The sequence below is a fragment of the Roseateles chitinivorans genome (assembly GCF_050632145.1).
In the GTDB taxonomy this organism is placed as follows: Bacteria; Pseudomonadota; Gammaproteobacteria; order Burkholderiales; family Burkholderiaceae_C; genus Roseateles; species Roseateles chitinivorans_B.
In genome coordinates this window covers 6,561,245-6,588,075 of the sequence record NZ_CP192577.1, presented here as the reverse complement: position 1 = coordinate 6,588,075, position 26,831 = coordinate 6,561,245, and the positions used below count along the sequence as shown (strand labels likewise).

Genomic DNA, 26,831 nt, shown 5'->3' with positions numbered 1-26,831 from the left:
CCGCGCAGTGAGAACCGAACCGGTTCAGAGTTGATCCCGCAAGTTCATCCGGCATTCACCCGCTGACATCCGTCGTTCAGCAGTTTCGAAAGAGGAGCGAGTCATGAGTTCACCGCAAGACATCGTCATCGTCGCCGCGGCGCGCACGCCGATCGGCAAGTTCGGAGGGACGCTGTCCAAGACCCCCGCCAGCGAGCTGGGCGCGATCGTCATCCAGGAGCTGCTGCGCAGAAGCGGCCTGCAGCCCGACCAGATCAACGAGGTCATCCTCGGCCAGGTGCTGACCGCGGGTGTCGGCCAGAACCCGGCGCGCCAGGCCGTCATCAAGGCGGGCCTGCCGGTGACCGTGCCGGCGCTGACGATCAACAAGGTCTGCGGTTCCGGCCTGAAGGCCGTGATGCTGGCGGCGCAGGCGATCCGCGACGGCGATTCGGACATCATCATCGCCGGCGGCCAGGAGAGCATGAGCCTGGCGCCGCACGTGCTGCCGGGCTCGCGCGAAGGCCAGCGCATGGGCGACTGGAAGCTGGTCGACACGATGATCACGGACGGCCTGTGGGACGTGTACAACCAGTACCACATGGGCATCACCGCCGAGAACGTGGCCAAGGAGTACCACGTCAGCCGCGCCCAGCAGGATGAACTGGCGCTCGCCAGCCAGCAGAAGGCTGCCGCAGCGCAGGACGCGGGCCGCTTCACTGCCGAGATCGTGCCGGTCACGATCCCGCAGAAGAAGGGCGATCCGGTCGTGTTCTCGGCCGACGAGTTCATCAACCGCAAGTCCAACGCCGAAGCGCTGGCCGGCCTGAAGCCCGCCTTCGACAAGGCCGGCTCGGTGACCGCCGGCAACGCGTCGGGCCTGAACGACGGCGCCGCCGGGCTGGTGCTGATGACCGACGCCAAGGCCAAGGCGCTGGGCCTGACGCCGCTGGCGCGGCTCGCGTCGTACGCCAGCGCCGGCGTCGATCCCAAGACCATGGGCATGGGCCCGGTGCCCGCGTCGCGCAAGGCGCTGCAGCGCGCCGGCTGGCAGCCCAAGGACCTGGACCTGCTGGAGATCAACGAGGCCTTCGCCGCGCAGGCCTGCGCGGTGCATCAGGAGATGGGCTGGGACGTCAGCAAGGTCAACGTCAACGGCGGCGCGATCGCGCTGGGCCATCCGATCGGCGCGTCCGGCGCCCGCATCCTGGTCACGCTGCTGCACGAGATGATCAAGCGCGATGCGAAGAAGGGCATCGCCAGCCTGTGCATCGGCGGCGGCATGGGCGTCGCCCTGTGCGTCGAGCGCTGACACCGTCCCCGCGTCCCTAGCGGATCTCCCATTCCCTTTCGCGTCTTTCCCGTTCCGATATTCCAGACACCCCGGCCGCGGACGCGGCGCTCCGCGGTGTCATACAGGAGGCAAGCATGAGTCAGAAAGTTGCATACGTCACCGGCGGAATGGGCGGCATCGGCACCGCCATCTGCCAGCGCCTCCACAAGGAAGGCTTCAAGGTCATCGCCGGCTGCGGCCCGAGCCGCGATCACGCCAAGTGGCTGGGTGAACAGTCGGCGCTCGGCTACACCTTCCATGCGTCGGTCGGCAACGTGGCCGACTGGGACTCGACCGTCGCGGCGTTCGACCGCGCGATCGCGGAGCACGGCCCGATCGAGGTCCTGGTCAACAACGCCGGCGTGACCAAGGACCGGATGTTCCTGAAGATGACCCGCGACGAGTGGGACACCGTCATCGACACCAACCTCAACAGCATGTTCAACGTCACCAAGCAGGTGGTGCCGGGCATGATCGACAAGGGCTGGGGCCGCATCATCAACATCTCGTCGGTCAACGGCGAGAAGGGTCAGGTCGGGCAGACCAACTACTCGGCGGCCAAGGCCGGCATGCACGGCTTCACGATGGCGCTGGCGCAGGAACTGGCGGCCAAGGGCGTCACGGTGAACACCGTCAGTCCCGGCTACATCGGCACCGACATGGTCAAGGCGGTGCGCCCCGACGTGCTCGAGAAGATCGTGGCGGGCATCCCCGTGAAACGCCTCGGCGAGCCCGAGGAGATCGCGTCCATCGTCGGCTGGCTGGCGGGGGAGACCTCCGGCTTCACCACCGGCGCGGACTTCAGCTGCAACGGCGGGCTGCACATGGGGTAGTGAGTCGGACCGAGATCAGCCCGGTGGGCTGATCGACGCCGACGAACGACTGTCGGACTGCAGGTCCGAAGGCCGGGCGCTGGCAAAGAAGGGCTGCTTCCGCAGCCCTTCATCATCGAGGTGTCCTCCTCAATCCTTCTTCATCAGCACCAGCAGCTGCGACAGGTTCTGCGCCGCGGCCTGGAGCTTGGGCAACGCCTGTTCGAGCAGCTGCTGCGGCGGCGTCCGCGATGCATGCGTGCTGACGTTCATCGCCGCCACGACGCGGCCGTCGCGGCCGGTGATCGGCACGGCGACGCTCAGCACGCCGTCCTCGAGCTCCTGGTCCACCAGGCACCAGTGCTGGCGGCGCGCCTGCTCGATCGCGGCGCGCAGTTCCTCGTGGGAGCGCACGGTGTTGCTCGCGCGTCGCGCCAGCTGCACCCGCGCGACCCGGGTCTCGCGCTCCTCGACCGTCAGCGAGGCGAGCAGCACGCGACCCGTGGCCGTGGCCCAGGCCGGCAGGCGGCTGCCGACGCCCATCGGGTCGGACAGGATCTTGCGCAGCGGCGCGCGCAGCACGAAGACCGCGTCATCGTCGTCGAGCACCGCGATGGAGACGGACTCCCGCAGGTCGTTGGCCAGCTGGATCGCGACCGGCTCGGCGAAGCGCCACAGCGGTTGCGAGGACAGGTAGGCGAAGCCGAGATCGAGGATCTTGGGCGTCAGCTCGAACAGCCGCCCCTCCGATCTCACATAACCGAGCGTCTGCAGCGTCAGCAGGATGCGACGCGCCCCGGCGCGCGTCAGGCCGCAGCGCTTGGCGACTTCCGTCAGCGTCTGCCGGGCATGGTGGGTGTCGAAGGTCCGGATCACCGACAGGCCGCGTGCGAAGGACTGCACGTAGCTGTCGCCAGGCTTCAAGGGGGTGTTGGTTTCGCTTTCGTCAGGAGACATGGGCGTCATGACCGCAGTAGAGGAAGGCCGCGAAACGTTAATATCGCGCGCGTTTCCAAGTGATAAGACAGAAGGTGAAGACCATGGCCATGGATGTTGTCGACTACGAAATCAAGGGTGCCGAGATGCAGTTCGTCGAGGTCGAACTCGACCCCGGCGAAGCGGCGATCGGTGAAGCCGGCAGCATGATGTTCATGGATGCCGGTATCGGCATGGACACGGTGTTCGGCGACGGGTCCGCCAACCAGGGCGGCTTCTTCGGGAAGTTGCTGGGCGCCGGCAAGCGGCTGGTGACCGGGGAATCGCTGTTCACCACGGTCTACACGAACCAGAGTCATGGCAAGTTGCGGGTCGCTTTCGCGGCGCCGTACCCCGGCAAGATCCTGCCGATGGATCTCGGCAAGCTCGGCGGCACGCTGATCTGCCAGAAGGATGCGTTCCTGTGCGCGGCCCGCGGCGTGTCGCTGGGGATCGCGCTCCAGCAGCGGCTGTCGACAGGCTTCTTCGGTGGCGAAGGGTTCATCATGCAGAAGCTCGATGGTGATGGGCTGGCCTTCGTGCATGCCGGAGGTACCGTGGTTCGACGGACGCTCCAGCCGGGTCAGACGCTGCTGGTGGATACCGGCTGCGTCGTCGCCTACACGCCCAGCGTGAGTTTTGAGATCCAGTACGTAGGCAAGATCAAGACCGCCCTGTTCGGCGGCGAGGGTCTGTTCCTGGCCAAGATGACCGGCCCCGGCGAAGTCTGGCTGCAGAGCCTGCCGTTCTCGCGCCTGGCGTCGCGCGTCTTCGCCGCAGCCCCGCAGCGGGGGGCTCGCGGGAAGAAGGGGGACTGCTGACCGGCCTCGCCGGCGGCGGTTTGCTGGGCGGACTGCTGGGCGGCGACGACGAATAAGGCGCCCCGACGCGGCCGGAAGGCGTTTCAAAAAGTTCGCCATGCGCAGACTTGCCGCAACCCTGGCGGCAAGTCTGGCGCAACTGAATGCAACGGCGCCTCGCCGGCGACCCGCCGGCCGACCGTGCGCCGACCGTGCGCCCACTCCCCGCCCACCTCGCGCCCACTCCGCGTGAAGGCGGCGCCTCGAAACGCTCAAGAACGGCTCAGGCACCGGGCCTGTCTGGCGCCCAAGCCCGCATCAACAGGGGCTCCGCGGTCCTGTTCCGTCCGGACCCTAGGGTGAACCCGCCTACACTTGAGGGCTGCGTGGCGCTGGGCGCGCCGGGCATCTCCTGTTGAGGATCTCCATGCTGTCTTCCCTCGTGCGGCCCGTGCGGGCCGCCCTGGTCGTCTCCGCCCTGGTCGTTGCCGGCTTGGGCGCGCTGACCGCGGCCCCGGCCGCCTTCGCATCCGTCGGCAGTCCCATCTTCGTGCTGAACTCGCTGGACGCCGACATCAGCGTGATCGACCCGAAGGACTTCCGCGAGGTCAAGCGCATCCCGACCGGCAAGGAGCCGCATCACCTCTACCTGACGCCCGACCGCAAGACGATGGTCGTGGCCAATGCGCTGGGCGACTCGCTGACCTTCCTCGATCCGGTGACCGCCGAGGTGCAACGCACCGTCCGCGGCATCCCCGACCCGTATCACCTGCGCTTCTCGCCCGACATGAAGTGGCTGGTGCTGGCCGGCAACCGGCTGGACCACGTCGACATCTACAAGTGGCAGCCGCAGAACGCGACGCAGCCGCTGGCGCTGTTCAAGCGCTTCTCCGCGCCGAAGACGCCCAGCCACCTGTCCATCGACAGCAAGAGCAGCGTCGTCTACGCGAGTCTGCAGGACAGCAGCGAGCTGCTGTCCATCGACCTGAACACGATGGCCCCGCGCTGGAAGATCCCGGTCGGGAAGCTGCCCGCCGACCTGTACCTGACGCCCGACGACAGGTACCTGCTGGTCGCGCTGACCGGCGAGCGCAGCGTCGAGGTCTACGACGTCGGCGCCGCGCAGCCCAAGCTGGTCAAGCGCATCGAGACCGGCGACGGCGCGCACTCGTTCCGCGCGCTCGGCGACCGGAAGCACGTGCTGGTGAGCAACCGCGCGGCCAACACCATCAGCAAGATCGCGCTGGCGGACTTCAGCGTCGTCGAGACGTTCAAGGCGCCCGGCGGTCCGGACGACATGGAGATCCTGACGGACGGCCGCACGCTGATGTTCACGTCGCGCTGGGCCCGCAAGCTGACGGTGATGGACCTGCAGACCAAGCAGATCCTGCAGCAGGTCAAGGTCGGCAAGTCGCCGCATGGCGTCTGGACGCTGGACCAGATGCCGCGCCAGTGAGCGCGACCCGACCCAGGCTGCTGCCCGTGACGACTCCGCCCGTATTGCGCTCATCGCGCTCATCGCGATCATCGCGCCGCCCTCTGCTGCGTGGCGCGCTGCGTCATGGCGCGGCGCTGCTGGTCGGCCTGACCGCGGTCGTGCAGGCGCAACCGCAAGGCGCGTCGGCGCCGCCGGCCGCGCCCTGCGACAAGCCTGTCTACCTGACCTTCGATACCGGCCACATGGGCGTGGCGCCGCTGATCGTCGACACCCTCAAGCGCTTCGACGCGAAGGCGACGTTCTTCCTGGCGCAGGAGCCGACGATGGACGGCGGCCAGACGCTCGACGACAAGTGGGCGCCCTGGTGGAAGCAGCTGGCCGAGCAGGGCCACGACTTCGGCTCCCACACCTGGTTCCACGACGCCTGGTCGGCGGACCTGCCCGACGGGAGGTTCCGCTTCAAGCGCGCCGCCGGCGAGCAGGTGCCGCAGAACGTGGTGCTGAGCCCGGCCGAGTACTGCGAGGAACTGAAGCGTCCCGCGAAGCGCTTCCTCGAGATGACGGGCCGGCCGATGTCCATGATCTTCCGCGCGCCGGCCGGGCGCACATCGCCGGCGTTGCTCGCCGCGGCGCAGGCCTGCGGCTTCCGGCACGTGGGCTGGAACCCGTCGGGCTTCCTCGGCGACGAACTGCCGAGCGACAAGTTCCCCAACCAGGCGCTGCTCGAGCAGGCGCTGCGACGCGTCAAGCCGGGCGACATCCTGATGGCCCACCTGGGCATCTGGTCGCGGCAGGACCCGTGGGCGCCGACCGTGCTGGAGCCGCTGCTGCAAGGGTTGAAAAACCGGGGCCTGTGCTTCGCGCCGTTGCGCGATCATCCGGAGTACGTCGCGTGGATGCGTCGGCCGCAGGAGGCCGTCGCGCTGAAGGCGACGTCCGGCGCGGGCACGGCCGCCTCCGCCAGCGGCGCGGGCCCGCTCGGGCCGAAGGACGCGCAACGGCGCTGAGTCGCCCGAGTGCCGACGTGACGGGGCTGACGTGACGAGGACGACGATGGATCGCTTCCCAGGAGGGCTGACGGCGTGATGGACTGGTTCACCGATCTGTTCGGACAGGCGCAGCAGGCGCTCTTCGAGAGCGTCATTCAACCGATCGTGTTCAACCTCGGTTATGGCAACCTGCTCGAGGACGCATTCGACGCGACCGGCTGGCTGCTGGTCGGCCTGATCCAGATCGTCGTGATGCTGGCGGTGATCGGTGCGCTGCAGCGCTGGCGTCCGGCCGAGGCCGTCACCGACCGCCATGCGATCCGCATCGATATCGTCTACACGCTGATCCAGCGGCTGGGGTTGTTCCGGCTGGTCATGTTCTTCTCGCTGGAGCCGCTGTTCGACAGCGCCGTCGGCGAGATGCGCATGCACGGCATCCCGACCTTCCAGCTCGATGCGCTGTGGCCGGGCGTCACGGACGTGGCCTGGATCAGCTTCGTGCTCTACCTCGTCGCCTTCGACCTGCTGATGTACTGGCTGCATCGCGCGCAGCATTCGTGGAACTGGTGGTGGGCGCTGCACTCGCTGCATCACAGCCAGCGCCAGATGACGATGTGGAGCGACAGCCGCAACCACCTGCTCGACGACCTGATCATCGACAGCGCCGTCGCGATCACGGCGCGGCTGATCGGTGTCGGTCCCGGACAGTTCGTCGCGCTGGTCGCGATCTCGCAGCTGCTGGAGAACCTGCAGCACGCCAACCTGCGGCTGACCTTCGGCCTGATCGGCGAGCGGCTGCTGGTGAGCCCGCGCTTCCACCGGCTGCACCACTCGATCGGCATCGGTCATGAGAACTTCGGCCGCGGCACGCTGGGCGGCCACAACTTCGCGGTGATGTTCCCGATCTGGGACGTGCTGTTCCGCACCGCCAACTTCGAGGACCGCTGGGATCCGACCGGCGTGCGCGACCAGCTCCCGGAAGAGGGTGGCCGCGACTACGGGCGCGGCTTCTGGGCGCAGCAGTGGCTGGGGCTCAAGCGGCTCGCCGGACGTGACAAGATCGCGGCCGCGCCCGGCGGCGGATCGACCCCGTCCGGCGGCGCGCCCATGGACATCGCCGGCCGCGCGCCGGCCGGAGGGAACGACTGATGATCAAGCCGATGAGCCGCCTGGCGGACTCGTTCTGGCGCGCGGCCGCGTACTGCCTGCATCCGCGGGTGATCGGCCTGTCGCTGCTGCCGCTGGTCGTCTCGGCGGCGCTGGCCTTCGGCCTGGGCTACTTCTTCTGGGAAGCCGCGGTCGCCGGCGTGCGCGCGACGATGGAGTCGTGGAGCCTCATCGACGGGATGCTGAAGTGGCTGGACAGCCTCGGCGCCTCGTCCTTCCGCACCGTGCTCGCGCCCATCGTCGTGCTGGCGATGGCCGTGCCGGCGCTGGTCGTGCTGAGCCTGCTGCTGGTGGCGCTGCTGATGACGCCGTCGATGGTGGATCTCGTCGCGCAGCGCCGCTTCGCCGGCCTGGAGCGCAAGCGCGGCGCGGGCTTCGTCGCCAGCCTGGGCTGGTCGCTGGGCCACACGGTGCTGTGCGTCGTGCTGCTGATCGCGTCGTTGCCGTTCTGGCTGATCCCGCCGCTGGCGCTGATCCTGCCGCCACTGATCTGGGGCTGGCTGGGCTACCGCGTCTTCACCTTCGACGTGCTGGCCGAGCACGCCTCCGGCCCCGAGCGCCGCCGGTTGATCCACGAGCACCGGATGCCGCTGCTGGTGCTCGGCCTGGCCACCGGCTACCTCGGTGCCGCGCCCGCCGCGATCTGGGCGATGGGCGCGCTGACGATCGCCTTCGCGCCGGTGCTGATCCTGGTGTCGGTGTGGCTGTACACGCTGGTGTTCGCGTTCAGCTCGCTGTGGTTCTCGCATTACGCGCTGGCCGCGCTGCAGGAGATGCGCCGCGCCGACACCGTCTCCGACCGCGCGCCCGATCCGGTCATGGATGCGCTGCCGGCCAACTACGCGACCGCGCCGCCTCGCCTCGTCGAGGACGTCGAAGAAGTCGACGACAGGCAAGACCCGGCCCCCGGCCCGGCGCCACGCATCGAGAACAAGCCTTCGCCGCTCTGAGCCCGCGCCGACTGACGCGCGCACGGACTTCCGCTCCCACGTCTTCGCAGGAACCCCGCATGAACATCGGCCTCTTCATCATCGGCGACGAGATCCTGTCCGGGAAACGTCAGGACAAGCACCTGTCCAAGGTGATCGAGTTCCTGAGCGCGCGCGGGCTGTCGCTCGCCTGGGCCAAGTACCTCGGCGACGACCGCGAGCACCTGATCCGCGAGTACCGCGCCGCCTTCGACAGCGGCGACCTGTTCTTCAGCTGCGGCGGCATCGGCGCGACGCCGGACGACCACACGCGGCAGGCCGCGGCCGCCGCGCTGTGCCGGCCGCTCGAGTTGCACCCCGAGGCCGCGGAGCTCATCTGGCAGCGCGTCCAGCAGATGGCCGCCGAGCAGGGCACGACGCCCGAGCGCGATCATCCCGACACGTTGCGCCGCCTGGAGATGGGCGTGTTCCCGCAAGGGGCCGCGATCATCCCGAACCCGTACAACAAGATCCCCGGCTTCTCGGTCGGTCGCGCCTACTTCGTGCCCGGCTTCCCGGTGATGGCGCATCCGATGATCGAGTGGGTCCTGGACCACCTGCACGCCGACCTGCATCGCGAGGTCGGCACGCGCGAGCGCTCGCTGATCGTGCAGGGCGCGATGGAGGCGAGTCTCACGCCGCTGATGGAGCGCATCGAGTCCGACTTCCCCGGCATCAAGGTCTTCTCGCTGCCCAGCGTCGACCACCCCCAGTGGGGTCGGCACATCGAACTGGGCGTCAAGGGCGACGCCGCCGCCATGGATGCCGCCTACGCCGCCCTGCGGACGGGCGTCGTCCAGTTTGGTGCTGCCATCAGCACTGAATTGGTGCGATGATGCACCGATTCGGACGTGTGCGAGGAGCGCGTCACGGGTGGTCCGGTCGCGGTCCTCTCTGATCTGCCGCCTCCGCCCCCGTCTGGCGCGTTGGGCATCAAGGGCTTGCGCGTCATGCACCGCTCTGGCGCCTGCCTGTCACCGTGCCGCCATCTGTTGGCATGCAAACTGCTAAATCGTCCCCGCTGGGCCGATGCCCCACGACTCTTCCTTTCTTTCCAGCCCCCTCTAGGAGTGATTGATGGCCACCAAGACCGTCGCCGACGTGATGAACCTGGTCAAGGAGCACGAAGTCAAGTTCGTTGACTTCCGCTTCACCGACACGCGCGGCAAGGAGCAGCACGTGACCGTGCCCGTCTCCCATTTCGACGAAGACAAGTTCACCGAAGGCCATGCCTTCGACGGCTCCTCGATCGCCGGCTGGAAGGGCATCGAAGCGTCGGACATGCTGCTGATCCCGGATCCGAACACGGCCAACATCGACCCGTTCTACGAAGAGCCGACGCTGATCCTGAGCTGCGACGTCATCGACCCGACCGACGGCAAGGCCTATGAGCGCGACCCGCGCTCGCTGGCCCGCCGCGCCGAGGCCTACCTGAAGTCCTCCGGCCTGGGCGACACCGCCTACTTCGGTCCGGAACCCGAGTTCTTCATCTTCGACAGCGTGCGCTGGAACGTCGACATGTCCGGCTCGTTCGTCAAGATCGAATCGGAAGAGGCGGCCTGGAACACCGGCAAGGAATACGAGCACGGCAACAGCGGCTACCGTCCCACCGTCAAGGGCGGCTATTTCCCGGTGCCCCCGGTCGACAGCGGCCAGGACATGCGCTCGGAGATGTGCCTGATCCTGGAACAGATGGGCATCCCCGTCGAAGTCCACCACCACGAGGTCGCGAACGCCGGCCAGATGGAGATCGGCACCAAGTTCAGCTCGCTGGTCCAGCGCGCCGACTGGCTGCAGCTGCAGAAGTACATCATCCAGAACGTCGCGCACGCCTACGGCAAGACCGCCACGTTCATGCCGAAGCCCATCGTCGGCGACAACGGCTCGGGCATGCACGTGCACCAGTCGGTCTGGAAGGACGGCAAGAACCTGTTCGCCGGTGACGGCTACGCCGGCCTGAGCGACTTCGCGCTGTACTACATCGGCGGCATCATCAAGCACGCCCGCGCGCTGAACGCCATCACCAACCCGGGTACCAACTCGTACAAGCGTCTGGTGCCCGGCTTCGAAGCCCCGGTGAAGCTGGCCTATTCGGCCAAGAACCGCTCGGCCTCGATCCGCATCCCGTACGTGGCCAACCCCAAGGGCCGCCGCATCGAGGCGCGTTTCCCGGATCCCTCGGCCAACCCGTACCTGGCCTTCGCCGCGCTGCTGATGGCCGGCCTGGACGGCGTGGAAAACAAGATCCATCCGGGCGAAGCCGCCACGAAGGACCTGTACCACCTGCCGCCGGAAGAAGACGCGAAGATCCCGACCGTCTGCCACTCGCTGGACCAGGCGCTGGAGTACCTGGACAAGGACCGCGCGTTCCTGACCAAGGGCGGCGTGTTCACCGACAGCTTCATCGATGCCTACATCGAGCTGAAGATGCAGGAAGTCCAGCGCTTCCGCATGACCACCCACCCGGTCGAGTTCGACATGTACTACTCGCTGTGATCGACCGCGCGGAGAGCGCCATGACCGCTACGGCACGGCCCGCTCCGCACGTTCGTCGCATTGCAGAGGGACGGCTCGCGCCGTCCCTTTTCTTTTCCAGTCACGGGAGTCTCGTGTCTCAGCTTCCACACGCGTACACCTGGCAACAGCGAGTGAGCGTACGCTCACGCTCCGGGGTGACCGATTGCGTCACAATGTCCGACGACTCTGGTCAGTTAGAAGCAGGGAATGCAGATGACGCTGCAGCACAAGCGGGTGGGACGTTCGAGGATGGCCGTGATGCTGACCGCGCTTGCGGGCGCGGCAGGATGGATCGCGGGGCAGGCTTCGGCACAGGGCGTGGTGTATCGCTGCCCCGGGCCACCGGTGCTGTACACCGATGCCATGTCGGCCAAGGAAGCCGCCGACAAGGGTTGCCGCAGCATCGAGGGCACGCCGATCTCCGTGATCGCGCCGATCAAACCCCGCGCGCCGGCGACCACCGGCCCCGCGGCGGGAGGCCAGAGTGCTGACCTCAAGGTGGATGGCAAGGACCAGCGCGTCCGCGACGACGACCGCCGTCGCATCCTCGAGCAGGAACTGCGTGACGCGGAGAGCAAGCTCGCCAAGGCCCAGCAGGAGTACAACGGCGGCCAGCCCGAGCGCCGTGGCGATGAGCGCAACTTCCAGAAGTACCAGGACCGCACGAACGAGCTCAAGGCGTCGGTCACTCGCCAGGAGGCCGACGTCCAGGCCATCAAGCGCGAACTCGCCAAGCTGCCGCCGCCCAACCTCTGACCGGGGCTCGGCGCCGGCCGCAGCGGGGTCGCCTGCCTGGCCGGGGCCGGGCGGACAAGGCGGACAGGGCGGACAGGGCGGTGCCGCATGACGCGCGCACCGGTTCCACACGACGCGCACGATGCGCACAACGCGCAATATGCCTGCTTCGACCTGCTGGCCACGCTCGTCGCCGTGGTCCGCGCCGACGGCACCTGCGAGTTCGCCAACACCGCGGTCGAGACGCTGTTCAACCTGCCGCGCCGAGCGGTGCAGGGCAGCAACCTGCTCGAATGGTTCGTCGACACCGGCCGTGTCGTCGAGGCGCTCGAAGAGGTGAGCCGCAACGCGTTCTCCAGTTCGCGCTTCGACGCGACCATCCGCCGCGGCCCGCGCACGCATGACGACCTGCTGCCGGTGCACGTGATCGTCAGCCAGACCGACGATCCGCAGCGGCTGGTGATCGAACTCATCGAGAACGCGCAGCAGACGCGCCAGGACCGCGAGGAGCGCAACCTCGACCAGGTCCACGCGACCAAGGAACTGACGCGTAACCTGGCGCACGAGATCAAGAACCCGCTGGGCGGCATCCGCGGTGCGGCGCAGCTGCTGGCGCTGGAGCTGGAGCCGACGGACCTGTGGCCCGAGCTCGAGGAATACACCGAGGTCATCATCCACGAGGCCGACCGGCTGCAGTCGCTGGTGGACCGGCTGCTGGCGCCCCACCGGCGCGCCCAGGTGGTCGGTGACGTCAACATCCACGAGGTCTGCGAGCGGGTGCGGTCGCTGGTGCTGGCGCAGTACCCGCGCGGGCTGACGATGATCCGCGACTACGACATCTCGCTGCCCGACTTCCGTGGCGACCGCGAGCAGCTGATCCAGGCGGTGCTCAACATCGTCCAGAACGCCGCGCAGGCGCTGCACGAGCGCATCGGGGCGGGCGACGCCTTCATCGCGCTGCGCACGCGCGTGGCCCGGCAGGTGACCATCGGCAAGCAGCGGTGGCGCTTGGCATTGGAATTGCATATCGAAGACAACGGCCCGGGCGTGCCCGAGGAGATCAAGGACCGCATCTTCTTTCCGCTGGTTTCAGGGAGGGATGGCGGTTCCGGTCTCGGGCTGACGCTGGCGCAGACGATCGCCCAACAGCACCAGGGGATGATCGATTGCGACAGCCAGCCGGGTCGGACCGATTTCCGAATCACCCTGCCTTTGCCCTGAGCCGCGGCCACAAGCCGACAACAGGGGAAAGGGGAGCCATAGATGAAGTCGATCTGGATTGTTGACGACGACCATTCCATCCGTTTTGTTCTCGAGAAGGCGTTGACGCGCGAAGGGCTGCCAGTGCGCAGCTTCAGCCAGACCCGCGAGGTGCTGGCCGCGCTGGAGGAGGACACGCCGCAGGTGCTGGTGTCGGACATCCGCATGCCGGGCGGCTCGGGCCTGGAGCTGCTGAGCACGATCAAGAAGCAGCTGCCGGGGCTGCCGGTGATCATCATGACGGCCTACTCGGACCTGGACAGCGCGGTGAGCGCGTTCCAGGGCGGGGCCTTCGAATACCTGCCCAAGCCCTTCGACCTGCCGCGCGCGGTGGAGCTGATCCGGCGTGCGCAGGAGGAGAGCCAGCGCGAGGCCGTCGGCGAGGCCGAGCAGGTGCAGATGCCCGAGATGCTGGGTCAGGCGCCGGCAATGCAGGACGTGTTCCGCGCGATCGGACGCTTGAGCCAGAGCCACGTAACGGTGCTGATCACCGGCGAGTCGGGCTCGGGCAAGGAGCTGGTGGCGCGCGCGCTGCACAAGCACAGCCCGCGCGCGGACGGCCCGTTCGTCGCGATCAACACGGCGGCGATCCCGAAGGACCTGCTGGAGTCGGAGCTCTTCGGCCACGAGCGCGGTGCCTTCACCGGCGCGCAGGCGACGCGGCGCGGCCGCTTCGAGCAGGCCGAGGGCGGCACGCTGTTCCTCGACGAGATCGGCGACATGCCGCTGGACCTGCAGACGCGCCTGCTGCGCGTGCTGTCGGACGGCCAGTTCTATCGCGTCGGCGGGCACAGCCCGCAGAAGGCGAATGTGCGCGTGGTCGCGGCGACGCATCAGAACCTCGAGACGCTGGTCAAGGAAGGCCGCTTCCGCGAGGACCTGTTCCATCGCCTGAACGTGATCCGCCTGCGGCTGCCGCCGCTGCGCGAGCGCCGCGAGGACGTGCCGCTGCTGGCGCGCTACTTCCTGCAGCGCAGCGCGGGCGAACTCGGCGTCGAGCCCAAGCGCCTGGCGGAGGCGGCGTTGCAGCGCCTGGTGAATTTCGATTTCCCGGGCAACGTGCGGCAGCTGGAGAACATCTGCCACTGGCTGAGCGTGATGGCGCCCAGCCTGGTGGTCGAGGCCAAGGACCTGCCGCAGGAGCTGCTCGCGACGCCGGGGGCGCCCGGATCGGCGATCTCCGCGACGATGTCTTCCGACGTGATGCCGCTGGCAAGCGGTCTGACGAGTTCCTCCTCGGCGATGTCGATGCCGCTGCCGGCGGTGCCGATCCCGCCGTCGCCGGATGCCTGGGTCGCCGAGATGGCGCGCGAGGCCAGACGCCTGCTCGCGGCCGGCGAACCCAACGTGTGGGACGTGCTGACGCGCCGCTTCGAGGCCAGCCTGATCCTGACCGCGCTGGACCTGACACGCGGCCGCCGCATCGAGGCCGCGCAGAAGCTCGGCATCGGCCGCAACACGATCACGCGGAAGATCCAGGAGCTGAATCTCGACGCGTGATCCACCGCGCGTCGCGTCACCTCACGGCGGCCTCGGCCGCCGTTGTCATTGGCGGGATCGCTTGTCGAGCCACACGCCCAGTCCCTGCGCATTGAGTTCCACGTCCATCGCCAGCAGCGCGGCCACGCGCGTCGGCGGCATGCCCTCGCCGCAATGTTCGATCGCGCGGCGCCGGTACAGCGCGAGCAGCTCGCGCTTGAGCGCGACGTGGCGATCCGGCGCGTCCTTCAGCCGCAGCGCGATCGCTTCCATTTCATCGATCTGCGCGACCAGCAGCGCCGCGAGGCGCTCGACGTCCGCCGCGTCGCGACCCACGACGCTGTAGTGCGTCAGGTACATGCGCGACGGACGCGTCGCCATCATCCGTGCGATGGAGGCGCGCAACGCGTCCGGCTCGAACTGCACCGGCGTGCTTGTCGGCATGATCCACGCGCCGCGCTCGGGATCGTCGAACTCCCGGTACGACAGTCCGAAGGTGTCGCCGGTGAACCAGCCCTCGCTCGTCTCGTCCCACACGCAGTGGTGATGGCGCGCATGCCCCGGCGTGTCGATCAGGCGCAGCGTGCGTCCGCCCACGGTGATGCGCTGCTCATCGCTGCTCGCCTGCGCGCGCGATTCCGGCACGCCCACCAGCTCGCCGTAGGAGCGGCGCATCTCCGCCTCGCCGTAGACCGCGAGCGCACCGGCCCACAGCGCCGACGGATCCACCATGTGCCGCAGTCCGCGCGGATGCACCAGCATCGTGGCCGAAGGCAGCGCCGCCATCAGCGGACCGACGCCGCCGGCGTGGTCCAGATGCACGTGCGTCGGGATCACCCAGTCGACGGCGTCGCGGGCCACGCCGAGCGCCTCCAGCGCACCGAGCAGCCGCGGCAGCGCCAGCCGCGTGCCGGTGTCGATGAACGCCGCGCGGCCGTCGTCGACGATCAGGAAGGCCGCGTCGAAGTGGTCTCGCTGGAAAGCCGTGTCGATGGCGAAGACCCCGTGACCGAGCGGTTCCAGATACACGGGCAGCGATGCCGGGGTGGCGGGCAGGGCGGTGGTGGCGCTCACGGGCAGTCTCCGGGTCGGGTTCTTAGAATGATGTCCAGATTACAAGGACCCGCCATGGCCGTGAGAGAAATCCTGAAGATGGGCGACCCGCGCCTGCTGCGCCACGCCAAGCCGGTGGAGGACTTCGACACGCCCGAGCTCAAGCAGTTGCTCGAGGACATGTTCGACACCATGAAAGCGGCCAACGGCGCCGGCCTGGCCGCGCCGCAGATCGGCGTGGACCTCCAGGTCGTCGTCTTCGGCTTCCAGCGCAACGAGCGCTACCCCGAGGCGCCGCCGGTGCCGATGACCGTGCTGATCAACCCGACCATCGAGCCGCTGTCCGACGAGACAGAGGAGGGCTGGGAAGGCTGCCTGTCGGTGCCGGGCCTGCGCGGCGTCGTGCCGCGGCTGAGCCGCATCCGCTATCGCGGCTTCGACGCCTTCGGCGCGCTGATCGACCGCGAGGCCGACGGCTTCCACGCCCGCGTCGTGCAGCACGAGTGCGACCACCTGGTCGGGACGCTGTATCCGATGCGCATCAAGGACTTCAGCCGCTTCGGATACACCGAGATCCTGTTCCCGGGCCTGGACCCCAACACGGACGATTGAACGCCGTCGGCGGGAGGCCGGGCGCGCCGGGTGCCGGAATCGAAGGGCGCCGCGGGACATCGTGGCGATCGTGGACATACGGCGTCCGCTTGACCTCCGCGCAACAGGGCGTCAAGTTGTAAGCAGGCGTGCACCAGAACGTCGCCGAAGCGTTAAGAATCGATCGCGGAACTCCGCGTCCCGCTTTCCTCCGGATTCCGGTGGAGGCTCCAGGCCATGACTGACTCGATGACCCGTTCGATGAACCGTTCGATGGCTCGATCGCCGACCGCCGGCAGGGCATGCTCGCAGGATCGCGGCTCGCCGCTGTCGCGCTGGTGGCTGGCGAGTTCGCTGGTGCTGGTCGCGCTGGTCGCGCTGCTGGCCCATGGCCCGGCATTCGCGGACGCGCCGTCGCGCGCAGGACGTCTGGCCGATCTGGCCGGCTCCGTCTGGCTGTACGACGCCGATGAGCGCGAATGGGTGCAGATGCATCGCAACCAGAGCGTCGGCGAGGGCGACCGCCTCCGCGCCGACGACGGCAGCGGTGCCACGATCACCATCGGCACGTCGACCTTGTGGCTCGACCAGCGCAGCGAGATCGAATTCAACGCGCTGGCCGACAACCGCATCGCGGTGCAGATCGTGAAGGGCGGGGTCGGCCTGCGGGTGCGCGGCCAGGAGTCGGCCGACGAATGGACGGTGCGTACGCTGGAAGGCCGCTTCGGCTTCGAGCGCGAGGGGCTGTACCGCATGACGCAGCTGGATCGCGGCAGCGAGGCGCAGGCCTGGCAGGGCAAGCTGCGCTTCGACTCGCGCGCGACCGATGCGCAGCCGGTCTGGCTGTCGACGAACGAGCAGGCCGAGTTCTGGTGGGAGAACGGCCCGCGCACCGAGCGTCAGCCGCTGCAGCAGGACGGCTTCGCGCGCCTGATGCTGGAAGACAGCCGCGACGCGGTGCAGCCGCTGGTCGGCAGCGGGACGAGCGTGCCCTATGTGTCGCCCGAGATGACCGGCGCCGAGGACCTCGCGCGCTATGGCGCCTGGGAGCAGAGTTCCGAGTACGGCGCCGTGTGGATCCCGCAGGTGGTCGTCGCCGACTGGGCGCCGTACCGCTATGGCCGCTGGATGTGGAGCGCACGCTGGGGCTACACCTGGGTGGATGACATGCCCTGGGGCTTCGCGCCGTTCCATTACGGCCGCTGGGCCTACTACCGCGACCGCTGGTGCTGGGTGCCGGGGGCGTACGTGCGCCGTCCCGCGTATGCGCCGGCGCTGGTCGGCGGCGTGGGGCCGGGGATCTCCTTCGGCCTGGTCGTGAATGGCGGGCGGCGCCCGCCGCCGCCGCGCTACGGCAGCTGGGTGCCGCTGGCGCCGCGCGAAGCCTGGAACCCGGGCTTCCGCTACAGCCAGGCCTACTGGCGCCGCGTGAATCCGGATGCGAATCAGGCCACCGTGGTGCGCCCGGGCCAGCGCCCGCCGACCTACCGGAACGAGCGTGACCATGGTCCGCTGTACACGCAGCGGCCGGTGTCGGCACCGTTGCCGGCGACCGCGCTGCAGCCGCAGCGGTCGTGGCCGCCGCGTCCGATCGGGCAGGTCGACGGTCGTCCGGATGGGCGTCCCGATGCCGGTCGTCCGTTCGTGGATCGCAATCACGATGGTCGACCGGATGGCCCGAACAACGGCCCCAACGATGGTCGCAATGGTGGTCGGAACGAAGGTCGGCCTTTCACCGATCGCAACGGCGATGGTCGTCCGGACAGTCCGAATGACGCGCGGCCCGGCGAGAGCCGTCCGGTCCGCGGCGTGATCCGCCCTGAACCCGACATCGCGACGGCGAGACCGCAGGTGCCGCAAACGCAGCAGACGGTGGTGCCGCAGCGCGGTCCCGACGTGCAGCGTCCGTCGGAGCGTCGTGAAGGCGACCGCAACGAGTGGCGTCATCGTGGACCGGATCGCATCGAGCAGCCCCGCATGGAGCAGCCCCGGACCGAATCGCCCCGCGTTGAACAACCCCGGGTTGAGCAACCGCGCTTCGAGCAGCCTCGTTTCGAGCGTCCGCAGCAGCCTCGGGTCGAGCAACCGCGCATGGAGCAACCGCGGGTGGAGCAACCACGCGTGGAAGCACCGCGTCCGATGCCGCAACCCCAGCCGCGCGTCGAGGCGCCGCGTCCGGCACCGCGTGCCGAGCCCCTCGCGCGGCGGAACCACCGCGCGCGGCCGACCCGCCGCGCCGTGGCGACGGCCCTGGCCGCCAGATGGAGCGTTGAAGGCGGGGCGCGCGGAGCCCACGGTCGCCGGCTGCGCGCAGCGCTTGATCGCGCTGCCGGACGGACGCGGTGGGCGGGCGTTTCGATCAGCGGATCAATCGATCCTGTACGACACGCCCGTGATGAACAGCGTGTCGTTCTTCTTCAGGCCGTCGCCGGGATTGCTGTCGTAGCGGTGCTGGACGGTGGCCGTGAGGCTGAAGCGCTTGGTCATCGCGACCGAGATGCCGCCGTCGAAGGTGGCGCGGTACTCGCCGCTGTTGCGCAGGTCCGGCAGGTAGGCCAGCCGCTGCTTGAGCGTCGTGTTGTCCGAGATCTTGTGATTCGACTCCTCTGCGAACAGCAGTTCAGTGTTGCTGTACTTGCTGCGCAGCACACCGTCCTGGAGCGCCGGTTCGACGTAGCGTTCCTGCGTGAAGCCCAGACCGGTGGACACGTCCCAGGTGACGTTGTCCTGCTTGATGACGTGATAACCGGCACCGGCGCCGACGGAGTAGCGGGACGACAGGTTCGCCGGCTCGTCCTTGAGCGCGTCGAACTGGCCGAAGCCGAACACGCGCTCGGTGACGTCACGCTGGTAGCGCGTGCCGAACGCATAACGCTGCTCGGAATCCGCCTCGTCGTTCTTCACGTAGAGCGCACGGCCGTTGAGCGTCAGCTTGTCGGTCTTCGTGGCTTTCACGACATCGCCGCTGAGGTTGACCGTCGTCGAATCGCTGTTGCCCGACGAGACGCTGGCCCCGGCGGTGAACAGTGCCCGCCATTCGCCGTCATCCTTGACGGTGACCTGGGCGAAGGTCGCGAACGGGATTGCGGCGAGGCAGGTGGCGGCGGCGAGGCGAGGAGGAGGCGCGTCGGCGGCATGTCGATTCCTTTGGGGAGAGTGAACATGCGCGAGCTTCGGCAAGTCTTGATCCTGTCCGGCAACATCGGTGCTGTCGGGGCCTCCATCTGACAGGATCAGTCGACATCCTCCGACAACAGTCCGGCATGACCACTGGCAGTGGTGTGCGCGGACCGCGCGGAGGGTGTATCGGACGGTACGGCTTCTCCGGGGGCTGCCTCAAGGCCAGTGCGCGACCCAGTACAGCAGCGGCAGGAAGATGAGCGCCATGAGGAGGGGCGCCAACTTCTCCGCGGGGGTCTTGACCTCGTATTCGTGCCTGATGACGACCGCGCAGAGATTGGCCATGAGCGTGACCAGGACGAGCACGACGACGCCCGCCAAGATTGCGGGCTTGCTGACGTGCGCGGGCAAGTCCTGGCACACGGCGATGACCGCCGAGACCGCCACGGGGATGATCGCGAACGACAGCACGTGGGAGAGACCGGACAGGCTGAGCTCCAGGAGGCCTTTCAATCCTTGTGCGATGCGATGGAGCAGCGGCCGCTGGCTGATGGGGCGGCTCAACAGGAACAGACATCCATCCACAAGGAGCGCGATGGCCACGAGCGCGCCGGCCAGCGTCGGGTAGTAGACCGGCGACTCTGTCAGGTGATGCGTCACGTTCTCGAGCGCGTGCTTGGTCACCCGCGTGCCGATCACGGCATTGGACAGCCAGAACACGCACAGGACGGCCACGCCGGCGGCGGCGCCCTCCAAGGTCTGATGGAGCGCGCGGAGGAACCCCGCCTTTTCATTGTCTTGAACTCGGATCTGATTCATGGGTGCCCACTGATAGAGAGACGGATCGACATTGAGCGGCCGATCGGTCGATCGGTCGCACGAATGCGGTTCATTCAAGCCGTCTCGGCAGCGGGTGCACTCGCGTTCAATGCCCGGTATTGCTTCGTGACCTCATCGACGCCATACAGGCGGGACAGTCGGCGGAAGGTGAAATGACCGCGACTCATTTCCTGGAAATGGCTGACGAAGAGATAGTTGATGGAACCGCCGGCAATCGCGCCGATCACTGGCACGGCTTGCGCCGCGACCTTCTCCGCGACCTGCACCTGGAACCTCGCGGCGATGGCGGCAATCAGCCTCGCCAGGACGGGCGCGGCTTCCTCGGCGACGGCGTGCGCGGCCAGATAGTCCGCCGCTTCAGTCACCAGGCGCGCCATGCTCGCCCGCACGGCGAGATAGCCGGTTTCGCTCGCATCGTCCGACGGGGACGGTCCGCCCATCGCGAAGACCTTCAGGCATTCGAGCTTGACCTCGGCCTCATCGAGGTCCTCGCCGTTGGCGCGCGCCACGTCGGCGATGGAGCGGAAGATGACGCCAGTGGAAATCGGCAGCTCGATGGGCAGGGCCGCCAGACCGAAGAAGCCGCCCGCTGCGCCAGTCACGGTTGCGAAGACCTTGTGCAGGATCGGTGACTCCTCGTCCTGCTTGTTTTCCATGGTCGCCACGGCGCCGTCGAGCGTCACCCGGAGCGCTTTCTCGGTCGCGGTGGCAATGGCCGTGCGGCCGGCACTTGGCAATTGCTCGAGCACAAACTCCAATGGTTTGCCAAGCACATTGGCGGCCCGAATGGCAAAGCCGGGATTCTCAAGCAACTGGTGCGCCTGTTTGAGTTCTTCCAGATGCGCTGCAGTCATTGCCATGCTCTTCTCCCTGTCTGTTGTTGGACTCGCGAGAGTAGGGGGCCTGGAATGAGAGGTCTCTCATGGAGAGGGACGCAATCGGAATTTTTCGCGCCTCGTGCATCCTCCCATGCGGGAGGTCGCCGAGTGACGGGCGCTGCATGGATTGGCCGTTGCGTCGATCAGACGGCGGCCGGCGACACGGTGCCGACGCACGGTCCGAAGCCGATGGCGCGACGCCCCGCCGCCTCGCAGCGGCCCACCAGCGCGACGCTGTCGCCGTCCTGCAGGAACGTGCGCTGCTCGCCGTTGGGCAGCGTGATCGCCTGCTTGCCGCCGTTGGTCAGCTCCAGCAGCGAGCCACCCTGGCCCGCGTCGGGCCCCGACATCGTGCCCGACCCGAACAGGTCGCCCGGCTGCAGGTTGCAACCGTTGCTCGCGTGGTGCGTCAGCATCTGCGCCACGGTCCAGTAGGCATCGGCGAAGTCCGAGGCCATCAGCTTCGCCGGCGCCTCGCCTGCATCGCGCATGGCGCGGGTCTGCAGATGGACGGCCAGCTGGATCGAGATCGCGCCGCGATCGCGGTTGTCCGCGCCGTCCAGATACGGCAACGGCTGAGGATCGCCGTCCGGCCGCGTGAACGCGCGGCGGAACGGCGCCAGCGCCTCCATCGTGATCACCCACGGCGACAGCGTCGTCGCGAAGCTCTTCGACAGGAACGGGCCCAGCGGCTGGTACTCCCAGGCCTGGATGTCGCGGGCCGACCAGTCGTTCAGCAGCACGAGGCCGAACAGGTGACGCTCCGCGTCGCCGATGGCGATCGGATGGCCCTGCTCGTTGCCGGTGCCGACGAGCGCGCCGACTTCCAGCTCGTAGTCGAGCCGCTTGATCGGGCCGACGCTCGGCGTCTCGGCGTCCGGCGCCTTCGTCTGGCCGACGGGGCGGCGGAAGGTCTGCCCGCTGACACCGATCGACGAGACGCGACCGTGATAGCCGATCGGCACCCACTTGTAGTTCGGCAGCAGCGGGTTGTCCGGGCGGAACAGCTTGCCCACCGTCGTCGCATGATGGATGCCGGCGTAGAAGTCGGTGTAGTCGCCGATGCGGCAGGGCAGCGTCATCTCGACGTCGGCCATCGGCTTGAGCGCCGGGGCGAGCTGCTCGGACGAGGTCGGTCCCGCATCGGCGTTGAGCGCGGCGACGAGCTCATGCCGCAGTTGCCGACGCAGGTCCGGGCCCATCGCCATCAGCGGATTAAGACCGAGGCCTTCACAGGTGCGCAGCACCGCGCCGAGGCCGTCGGACAACGCGCCCAGCTCGGCCGCGGCGATCAGGTCCAGCACCTGGTCGCCGATCGCCGTGCCGGGCCGGAACGCGCCGGTCGCGCCGGCCAGGCGGAACATGCCCAGCGGCAGGTTCTGGATCGGGAAGTCGGTGTCCGGCGTGTTGGCGGAGGAGATCCAGCTGCGCAGCGCGGGGTCGTGGGTGTGGTCGATGTCGGTCATGGGAAAGCCTTTCGGATTCTGGTGAGGAGCGTGCCGTCAGGCGGGCTTGAACTTGTCCTTGAGCCCGCCCCAGCAGGCCGCGTAGTGGATGTCGAGCGCGCCGCCGTTGAGCGCCCAGTCCGACGGACGGAAGCGCCAGCGGCTCTCGAACATGAAGGCCAGCGTGTGGTCGAGCTTCTGCGGTGTCAGCGTGCGCGTGCTGGCCGCCTCGAAGGCGTCGGCATCGGGGCCGTGCGGCACCAGGCAGTTGTGCAGGCTCGCGCCGCCGGGCCGGAAGCCTTCGGGCTTGGCATCGTACTGGCCGTAGATCAGGCCCATGAACTCGCTCATCACGTTGCGGTGATACCAGGGCGGACGGAAGGTGTCCTCCTGCACGAGCCAGCGCGGCGGGAAGATCACGAAGTCGCAGTTGGCGGTCCCGGGCGTGTCGCTCGGGGAGGTCAGCACGGTGAAGATCGACGGATCGGGATGGTCGAAGCTGATCGATCCGATCGTCATGAAGTCCTTCGTGTCGTACTTCAGCGGCGTGAGATTGCCGTGCCAGGCGACGACGTTGAACGGCGTCACCGCCTGCGCGTTGCGCCACAGCGCGCCGCCGGTCTTGCGGATCACCTCGTACGGCGCGCCGTCGGGCTCGTGCGCCGCGACGGGCGCGAGGAAGTCGCGTGGATTGGCCAGGCCGTTGGAGCCGATGGGGCCGAGCTCCGGCAGGCGGAAGGCGGCGCCGTAGTTCTCGCAGAGGTAGCCGCGCGCTGACGCACCGGGGCCGTCCAGCGCCTCGACGCGGAAGCTCACGCCGCGCGGGATCAGCGCGATCTCGCCGGGCACGACGTCGAGCAGGCCCATCTCGGTCGTGACGCGCAGCCCGCCTTCCTGCGGAACGATCAGCATCTCGCCATCGGCGTTCATCAGCGCGCGCCGCGTCATCGGCCGGTTGAAGGCATAGATCAGCGAGGCCATGCCGACCTGCGCGTCCGGGTCGCCGTTGCTGACGATGGTCTTGATGCTGTCGACGAAGTCGACGCCCGGGGCATCCGCCTGCGCCGAGGGCATCGGGAACGGATGCCAGCGCAGCGGATCCGGCGGCGCGGCGACGCCGCCTGCGGCGCCGCTGGTCCAGAACGGCTGCTCATACGCATGGAACGCGCCCGTCACCACCGACGGCTGCCGGCGATACAGCCAGGTACGGCGGTTCTCGACGCGCGGCGCGGTGAAGGCGCTGCCCGACAGCAGCTCCGGATAAAGATCCATCGGCGCGCGCTGCGGGCTGTTGCGGCCCTTGGGCAATGCGCCGGGCACGGACTCGGTCTCGAATTGGTTGCCGAAGCCGCTCTGGTACGTCAGCGCGCTTGGCGCCGTGCCGGTCGCGTCGGGCGAACGGAGGGTCTCTGGTGCGTTCATGCTTGTCCTCGTGGGGAAGCGTCGCCCGGGGTCGGGGCATCGATGGAAGCGGGAGAAACGGAGGAAACGGAGGAAACGGAGGAAACGGAAGACACCGGATGGGCGCGGGCCGCGGCGGAGAGCGCTTCCAGCAGCACGTCCTGCCGGCCGATGTGATTGGCGAGCAGCAGGATCAGCCGCGCGTTGAAAGCGTGGCTCGCCTCGATGTCGAGCCCATGATGCGCGCTCAGCAATGCTTCGTAGAAATCGTCGCCGGCGTCGAGGTGGGGCGCAGTGATCAGTGGCATGCCGCAGGCTCCTCCAGCGATGCCCCGTGGCCGAGCGCATGACGCATCGCCGCCTGGATCGCATCCCCAGTCGGCATCGTGCGCCAATGCGCGCAGACATGCTGATCGGGGCGCAGCAGCACCACCGCGCCCGGGGTCGCGTCGTAGCGCCGGCGCACGAGTCCGCGTCTGTCGAAGGCATCGTCGATATGGAGCTGGAGCACCGCTTCAAGCCCGGACTCCGCGTGGCCAGGCGCGGGCTCTCCACGGGGCATGGGGGATCCCTCCTGGACCCCCAAGCCCCATTCCGGCCCCACAGGCGCTCGTTGACTCCGACTTCCTTCATCGGTCTCGTCGAAGACCATCAACGTGAAACGGCCCGGGCGCATCTGGCGCAGGAGCCAGTCATCGAGACCATCGATCGTGATCGGCGCGTCCGCCGCCGGCATGCCGTACCGGACCGTCGGCACCGAGAGTCGTCCGCTGTTGACCAGCCGACGCGCGAAATCGAAATCCTTGGCGAGCGTCAGCGTCGCGTCGCGGAACATCCGGCTGATCGCGCTCTTGGGCGTGATGAAGTCGGTGGAGCGTGTCGAGTTCAGGATGTTTTCGTCCGCCGCGATTTCGCGCTCGCGCGCATAGGTGTCGAGCAGTGCATCGGGCGCGCGGCCCTGCACGACCGCCGCCAGCTTCCAGGCGAGGTTGTCCGCATCCTGGATGCCCGAATTGGCCCCGCGCGCGCCGAACGGCGACACGCCATGCGCCGCGTCGCCGGCAAAAACGATGCGTCCGTGCCGGAAGCGATCCATGCGCATGCAGGCGAAGGTGTAGACGCTGGCCCACACGAGCTCGATCTCCGGGACCGCGCCGTCGCCGCCCGCGGCGATCGAAGCCTCGCGCATCAGCATGCGGACGCGCGGCAGGATGCGCTCAGGCCGCTTCTCCAATTCGGGATCGGCATCCCAGCCGAGCTGGAAATCGATGCGCCACACGCCGTCGGGTTGCCGGTGCAGCAGCACGCTCTGACCCGGATGGAATGGCGGATCGAACCAGAACCACCGTTCGGCAGGGAAGGGCGCGTTCATGCGCACGTCGGCGATGAGGAAGCGATCGTTGAAGGTGCGACCGTGGCTCTCCTCGCCGATCAGCTGGCGCATCGTCGAGCGCGACCCGTCGCAGGCGACGACGTGATCAGCGAGCAGCGTGTACGGGCCGTCCGGCGTCTCGATCTCCAACGCGACGTGGTCGTCGTGCTGCGTCAATCCCGTCACGCCGTGATGCCAGCGCAGATCGATCGACGGCAGCTCGAGGGCGCGTTCGACGAGGAAGCCTTCGACGTAGTACTGCTGCAGGTTGACGAAGGCAGGCCGCTGATGGCCGGCCTCGGCGAGCAGGTCGAACTGGTAGACCTGCTCACTGCGGAAGAACACGCGTCCGACGTTCCACGAGACGCCCTTGTCGACGAGCCGCTGACCGCAGCCGAGGCGGTCGAGGATCTCCAGCGTCCGCTTCGCGAAGCACAACGCTCGTGATCCGACGGAGAGCCGCCCGTCGTTGTTGAGCAGCACCACGGGCACGCCCTGCAGCGCGAGGTCGATCGCCGCTGTCAGCCCGACCGGTCCCGCGCCGACGACGACGACGGGATGACGCGCAGGCTGGCCGCGCGCGTGCGCGTCCTGATCGTCGCTGCGGCGATAGGGATAGACGACGCGCTGATAGTCGACATCGGAGGTCGTCGCGGTCGAGGTGGCGGGCACGGCGGTCTCCGTCGATCAGCCTTCAAGCGTCTGCCACATCTCCTGGTCGCGCTGCGCCGTCCAGATGCGCGGATCGCGGAACTGCGTGACCTCGTCGTAGCAGCGGGTGACGTCGAAGGGCATGCAGTGGTCGAAGATGACCCAGTGGCCGTACTTCTGCTTCATGACGGCGTAGGTGTCCTTGTAGACGGCGTTCAGTTCCTTGCCCGCCGCGACGCCGGCCTTCACCGACTCGTGCAGATCGGCGATGAAGCTGCGCGTGCCGGCCAGCCCTTGCGCGACGGACTCCGGCGTCGTCAGTGCGGCGCCGCGTCCGGGCACGAGCGCGCTCGGCTTGAGTGCGGCGAGGTTGTCGAGCGTCTGCGGCCAGTCGCCGAAGTACGCATCGCCGGCGTAAGGCGTCGCGTCGAACTCGACCAGATCGCCGGAGAACAGGATCTTCTGCGCCGGCAGCCACGCGACGGTATCGCCCTTCGTGTGCCCGCGCCCGAGCTGCAGCAGCTGCACCTCGAGCTTGCCGAGCCAGATGCTCATCGCGCCCTGGAAGGTGATCGTCGGCCAGGTGAGCCCGGCCGGCACCGATTCGACATTGCGGAACAGCCGCGGGAAGCGCCCGATCTCGCTGGCCTTGTCCTGCTCGCCACGTTCGACGATGAGGTCGTAGGTGTCGCGGCTGGCGACGATGTGTTCGGGCTCATAAGCGGAAGCGCCCAGCACGCGCACCGCGTGGTAATGGCTCATCACGACGTACTTGATCGGCTTGTCGGTGACCTCCCGGATGCGACGGATGACGTCCTGCGCCATCACGGGCGTGGCCTGCGTGTCGATCACCATCACCGCGTCGTCGCCAATGATGATCCCGGTGTTCGGGTCGCCCTCGGCCGTGTAGGCATAGGCGTTGTCGCTGAGCTTGACGAAGGAGACCTGCTTCTCCTCGACGTCGGCGTGGCTGGCGAACTGCTTGGTCATGGCGTGTTCCGGGCGTTGGCTGGGGGGAAGGATGGGGG

General features: G+C 68.2%; 22 protein-coding genes and 2 pseudogenes. 14 read left to right on the top strand and 10 right to left on the bottom strand.

Translation table 11 applies throughout. The features are described 5' to 3' along the window. Window positions 1–103 precede the first annotated feature (103 nt). Together ACQ86G_RS30345 and phbB are read left to right on the top strand one after the other, a co-directional pair. Complete coding sequence (locus ACQ86G_RS30345; protein ID WP_331613910.1) at window positions 104–1,291, top strand: acetyl-CoA C-acetyltransferase; 1,188 nt, start codon at window positions 104–106, stop codon at window positions 1,289–1,291. A 116-nt stretch (window positions 1,292–1,407) separates the two neighbouring features. Next, complete coding sequence (phbB, locus tag ACQ86G_RS30340) at window positions 1,408–2,145, top strand: acetoacetyl-CoA reductase (protein ID WP_431258723.1); 738 nt, start codon at window positions 1,408–1,410, stop codon at window positions 2,143–2,145. 129 nt (window positions 2,146–2,274) lie between these two features. Here the strand turns inward: phbB and ACQ86G_RS30335 are convergent, their stop codons facing one another. Continuing rightward, complete coding sequence (locus tag ACQ86G_RS30335) at window positions 2,275–3,081, bottom strand: IclR family transcriptional regulator domain-containing protein (RefSeq protein WP_431258722.1); 807 nt, start codon at window positions 3,079–3,081, stop codon at window positions 2,275–2,277. A gap of 83 nt (window positions 3,082–3,164) precedes the next feature. Between ACQ86G_RS30335 and ACQ86G_RS30330 the strand changes: the two are divergent. The 10 genes and pseudogenes from ACQ86G_RS30330 (at window position 3,165) to ntrC (ending at window position 14,473) form a co-directional block, all read left to right on the top strand. After that, window positions 3,165–3,976, top strand: a pseudogene (locus ACQ86G_RS30330) (TIGR00266 family protein). Window positions 3,977–4,326: 350 nt separating this feature from the next. Beyond that, window positions 4,327–5,355: a YncE family protein gene (locus tag ACQ86G_RS30325; protein ID WP_431258721.1), complete on the top strand. Its 1,029-nt coding sequence runs from the start codon at window positions 4,327–4,329 to the stop codon at window positions 5,353–5,355. 98 nt (window positions 5,356–5,453) lie between these two features. Then, window positions 5,454–6,344 (top strand): polysaccharide deacetylase family protein, encoded by an 891-nt coding sequence (locus tag ACQ86G_RS30320; RefSeq protein WP_431261531.1) that lies wholly within the window; start codon window positions 5,454–5,456, stop codon window positions 6,342–6,344. Window positions 6,345–6,422: 78 nt separating this feature from the next. Next, a complete protein-coding gene (locus tag ACQ86G_RS30315; RefSeq protein WP_431258720.1) occupies window positions 6,423–7,475 on the top strand; it encodes a sterol desaturase family protein in 1,053 nt (350 codons plus the stop codon). After that, window positions 7,475–8,443: an EI24 domain-containing protein gene (locus ACQ86G_RS30310; RefSeq protein ID WP_431258719.1), complete on the top strand. Its 969-nt coding sequence runs from the start codon at window positions 7,475–7,477 to the stop codon at window positions 8,441–8,443. Before ACQ86G_RS30315 ends, ACQ86G_RS30310 begins: the two co-directional genes overlap by 1 nt. 59 nt (window positions 8,444–8,502) lie before the next feature. Continuing rightward, a complete protein-coding gene (locus tag ACQ86G_RS30305) occupies window positions 8,503–9,297 on the top strand; it encodes a competence/damage-inducible protein A (RefSeq protein ID WP_431258718.1) in 795 nt (264 codons plus the stop codon). 241 nt (window positions 9,298–9,538) lie between these two features. Continuing rightward, entirely contained in the window at window positions 9,539–10,957 is a 1,419-nt protein-coding gene (gene glnA / locus ACQ86G_RS30300) for a type I glutamate--ammonia ligase (protein WP_431258717.1), read from the top strand. Between the two features lie 228 nt (window positions 10,958–11,185). Then, complete coding sequence (locus ACQ86G_RS30295) at window positions 11,186–11,734, top strand: hypothetical protein (protein WP_431258716.1); 549 nt, start codon at window positions 11,186–11,188, stop codon at window positions 11,732–11,734. Window positions 11,735–11,821: 87 nt separating this feature from the next. Next, a complete protein-coding gene (gene glnL, locus ACQ86G_RS30290) occupies window positions 11,822–12,934 on the top strand; it encodes a nitrogen regulation protein NR(II) (protein ID WP_431258715.1) in 1,113 nt (370 codons plus the stop codon). Window positions 12,935–12,976: 42 nt separating this feature from the next. Further along, the gene (ntrC, locus tag ACQ86G_RS30285) at window positions 12,977–14,473 is read left to right on the top strand and encodes a nitrogen regulation protein NR(I) (RefSeq protein WP_431258714.1); all 1,497 of its coding nucleotides are present in this window, start codon (window positions 12,977–12,979) and stop codon (window positions 14,471–14,473) included. A 45-nt stretch (window positions 14,474–14,518) separates the two neighbouring features. On the opposite strand, the gene ACQ86G_RS30280 is transcribed toward ntrC, so the two are convergent. Further along, window positions 14,519–15,526 carry an MBL fold metallo-hydrolase gene (locus ACQ86G_RS30280; protein WP_431258713.1) on the bottom strand — a complete coding sequence of 336 codons (1,008 nt, stop codon included), beginning with the start codon at window positions 15,524–15,526 and terminating at the stop codon, window positions 14,519–14,521. Between the two features lie 54 nt (window positions 15,527–15,580). Here ACQ86G_RS30280 and def point away from each other — a divergent pair, with 54 nt between their 5' ends. Both def and ACQ86G_RS30270 read left to right on the top strand, forming a co-directional pair. Further along, window positions 15,581–16,117 carry a peptide deformylase gene (gene def, locus ACQ86G_RS30275; RefSeq protein WP_431258712.1) on the top strand — a complete coding sequence of 179 codons (537 nt, stop codon included), beginning with the start codon at window positions 15,581–15,583 and terminating at the stop codon, window positions 16,115–16,117. Between the two features lie 216 nt (window positions 16,118–16,333). Further along, window positions 16,334–17,368, top strand: a pseudogene (locus ACQ86G_RS30270) (DUF6600 domain-containing protein); the annotation flags it as partial. A 1,095-nt stretch (window positions 17,369–18,463) separates the two neighbouring features. Here the strand turns inward: ACQ86G_RS30270 and ACQ86G_RS30265 are convergent. The 8 genes from ACQ86G_RS30265 to ACQ86G_RS30230 all read right to left on the bottom strand — a co-directional run bounded on the left by ACQ86G_RS30265 (window position 18,464) and on the right by ACQ86G_RS30230 (window position 26,793). Beyond that, on the bottom strand, window positions 18,464–19,276 hold the full coding sequence (locus ACQ86G_RS30265; protein WP_431261530.1) for a DUF481 domain-containing protein: 813 nt from the start codon (window positions 19,274–19,276) through the stop codon (window positions 18,464–18,466). A gap of 156 nt (window positions 19,277–19,432) precedes the next feature. Then, on the bottom strand, window positions 19,433–20,035 hold the full coding sequence (locus tag ACQ86G_RS30260) for a hypothetical protein (RefSeq protein ID WP_431258711.1): 603 nt from the start codon (window positions 20,033–20,035) through the stop codon (window positions 19,433–19,435). 74 nt (window positions 20,036–20,109) lie between these two features. Continuing rightward, complete coding sequence (locus ACQ86G_RS30255; RefSeq protein ID WP_431258710.1) at window positions 20,110–20,916, bottom strand: EcsC family protein; 807 nt, start codon at window positions 20,914–20,916, stop codon at window positions 20,110–20,112. A gap of 161 nt (window positions 20,917–21,077) precedes the next feature. Continuing rightward, entirely contained in the window at window positions 21,078–22,400 is a 1,323-nt protein-coding gene (gene fahA, locus ACQ86G_RS30250) for a fumarylacetoacetase (protein ID WP_431258709.1), read from the bottom strand. A gap of 36 nt (window positions 22,401–22,436) precedes the next feature. Beyond that, on the bottom strand, window positions 22,437–23,801 hold the full coding sequence (gene hmgA / locus ACQ86G_RS30245; protein WP_431258708.1) for a homogentisate 1,2-dioxygenase: 1,365 nt from the start codon (window positions 23,799–23,801) through the stop codon (window positions 22,437–22,439). Further along, entirely contained in the window at window positions 23,798–24,088 is a 291-nt protein-coding gene (locus ACQ86G_RS30240; RefSeq protein ID WP_431258707.1) for a DUF2783 domain-containing protein, read from the bottom strand. The genes hmgA and ACQ86G_RS30240 overlap by 4 nt, the downstream gene beginning before the upstream one ends. Further along, window positions 24,079–25,824, bottom strand: a complete 1,746-nt coding sequence (locus ACQ86G_RS30235) for an FAD-dependent oxidoreductase (protein WP_431258706.1) — start codon at window positions 25,822–25,824, stop codon at window positions 24,079–24,081. Before ACQ86G_RS30235 ends, ACQ86G_RS30240 begins: the two co-directional genes overlap by 10 nt. A gap of 15 nt (window positions 25,825–25,839) precedes the next feature. Next, window positions 25,840–26,793, bottom strand: coding sequence for an MBL fold metallo-hydrolase (locus ACQ86G_RS30230; RefSeq protein ID WP_431258705.1), 954 nt, complete (start codon window positions 26,791–26,793; stop codon window positions 25,840–25,842). Window positions 26,794–26,831: the final 38 nt, after the last annotated feature.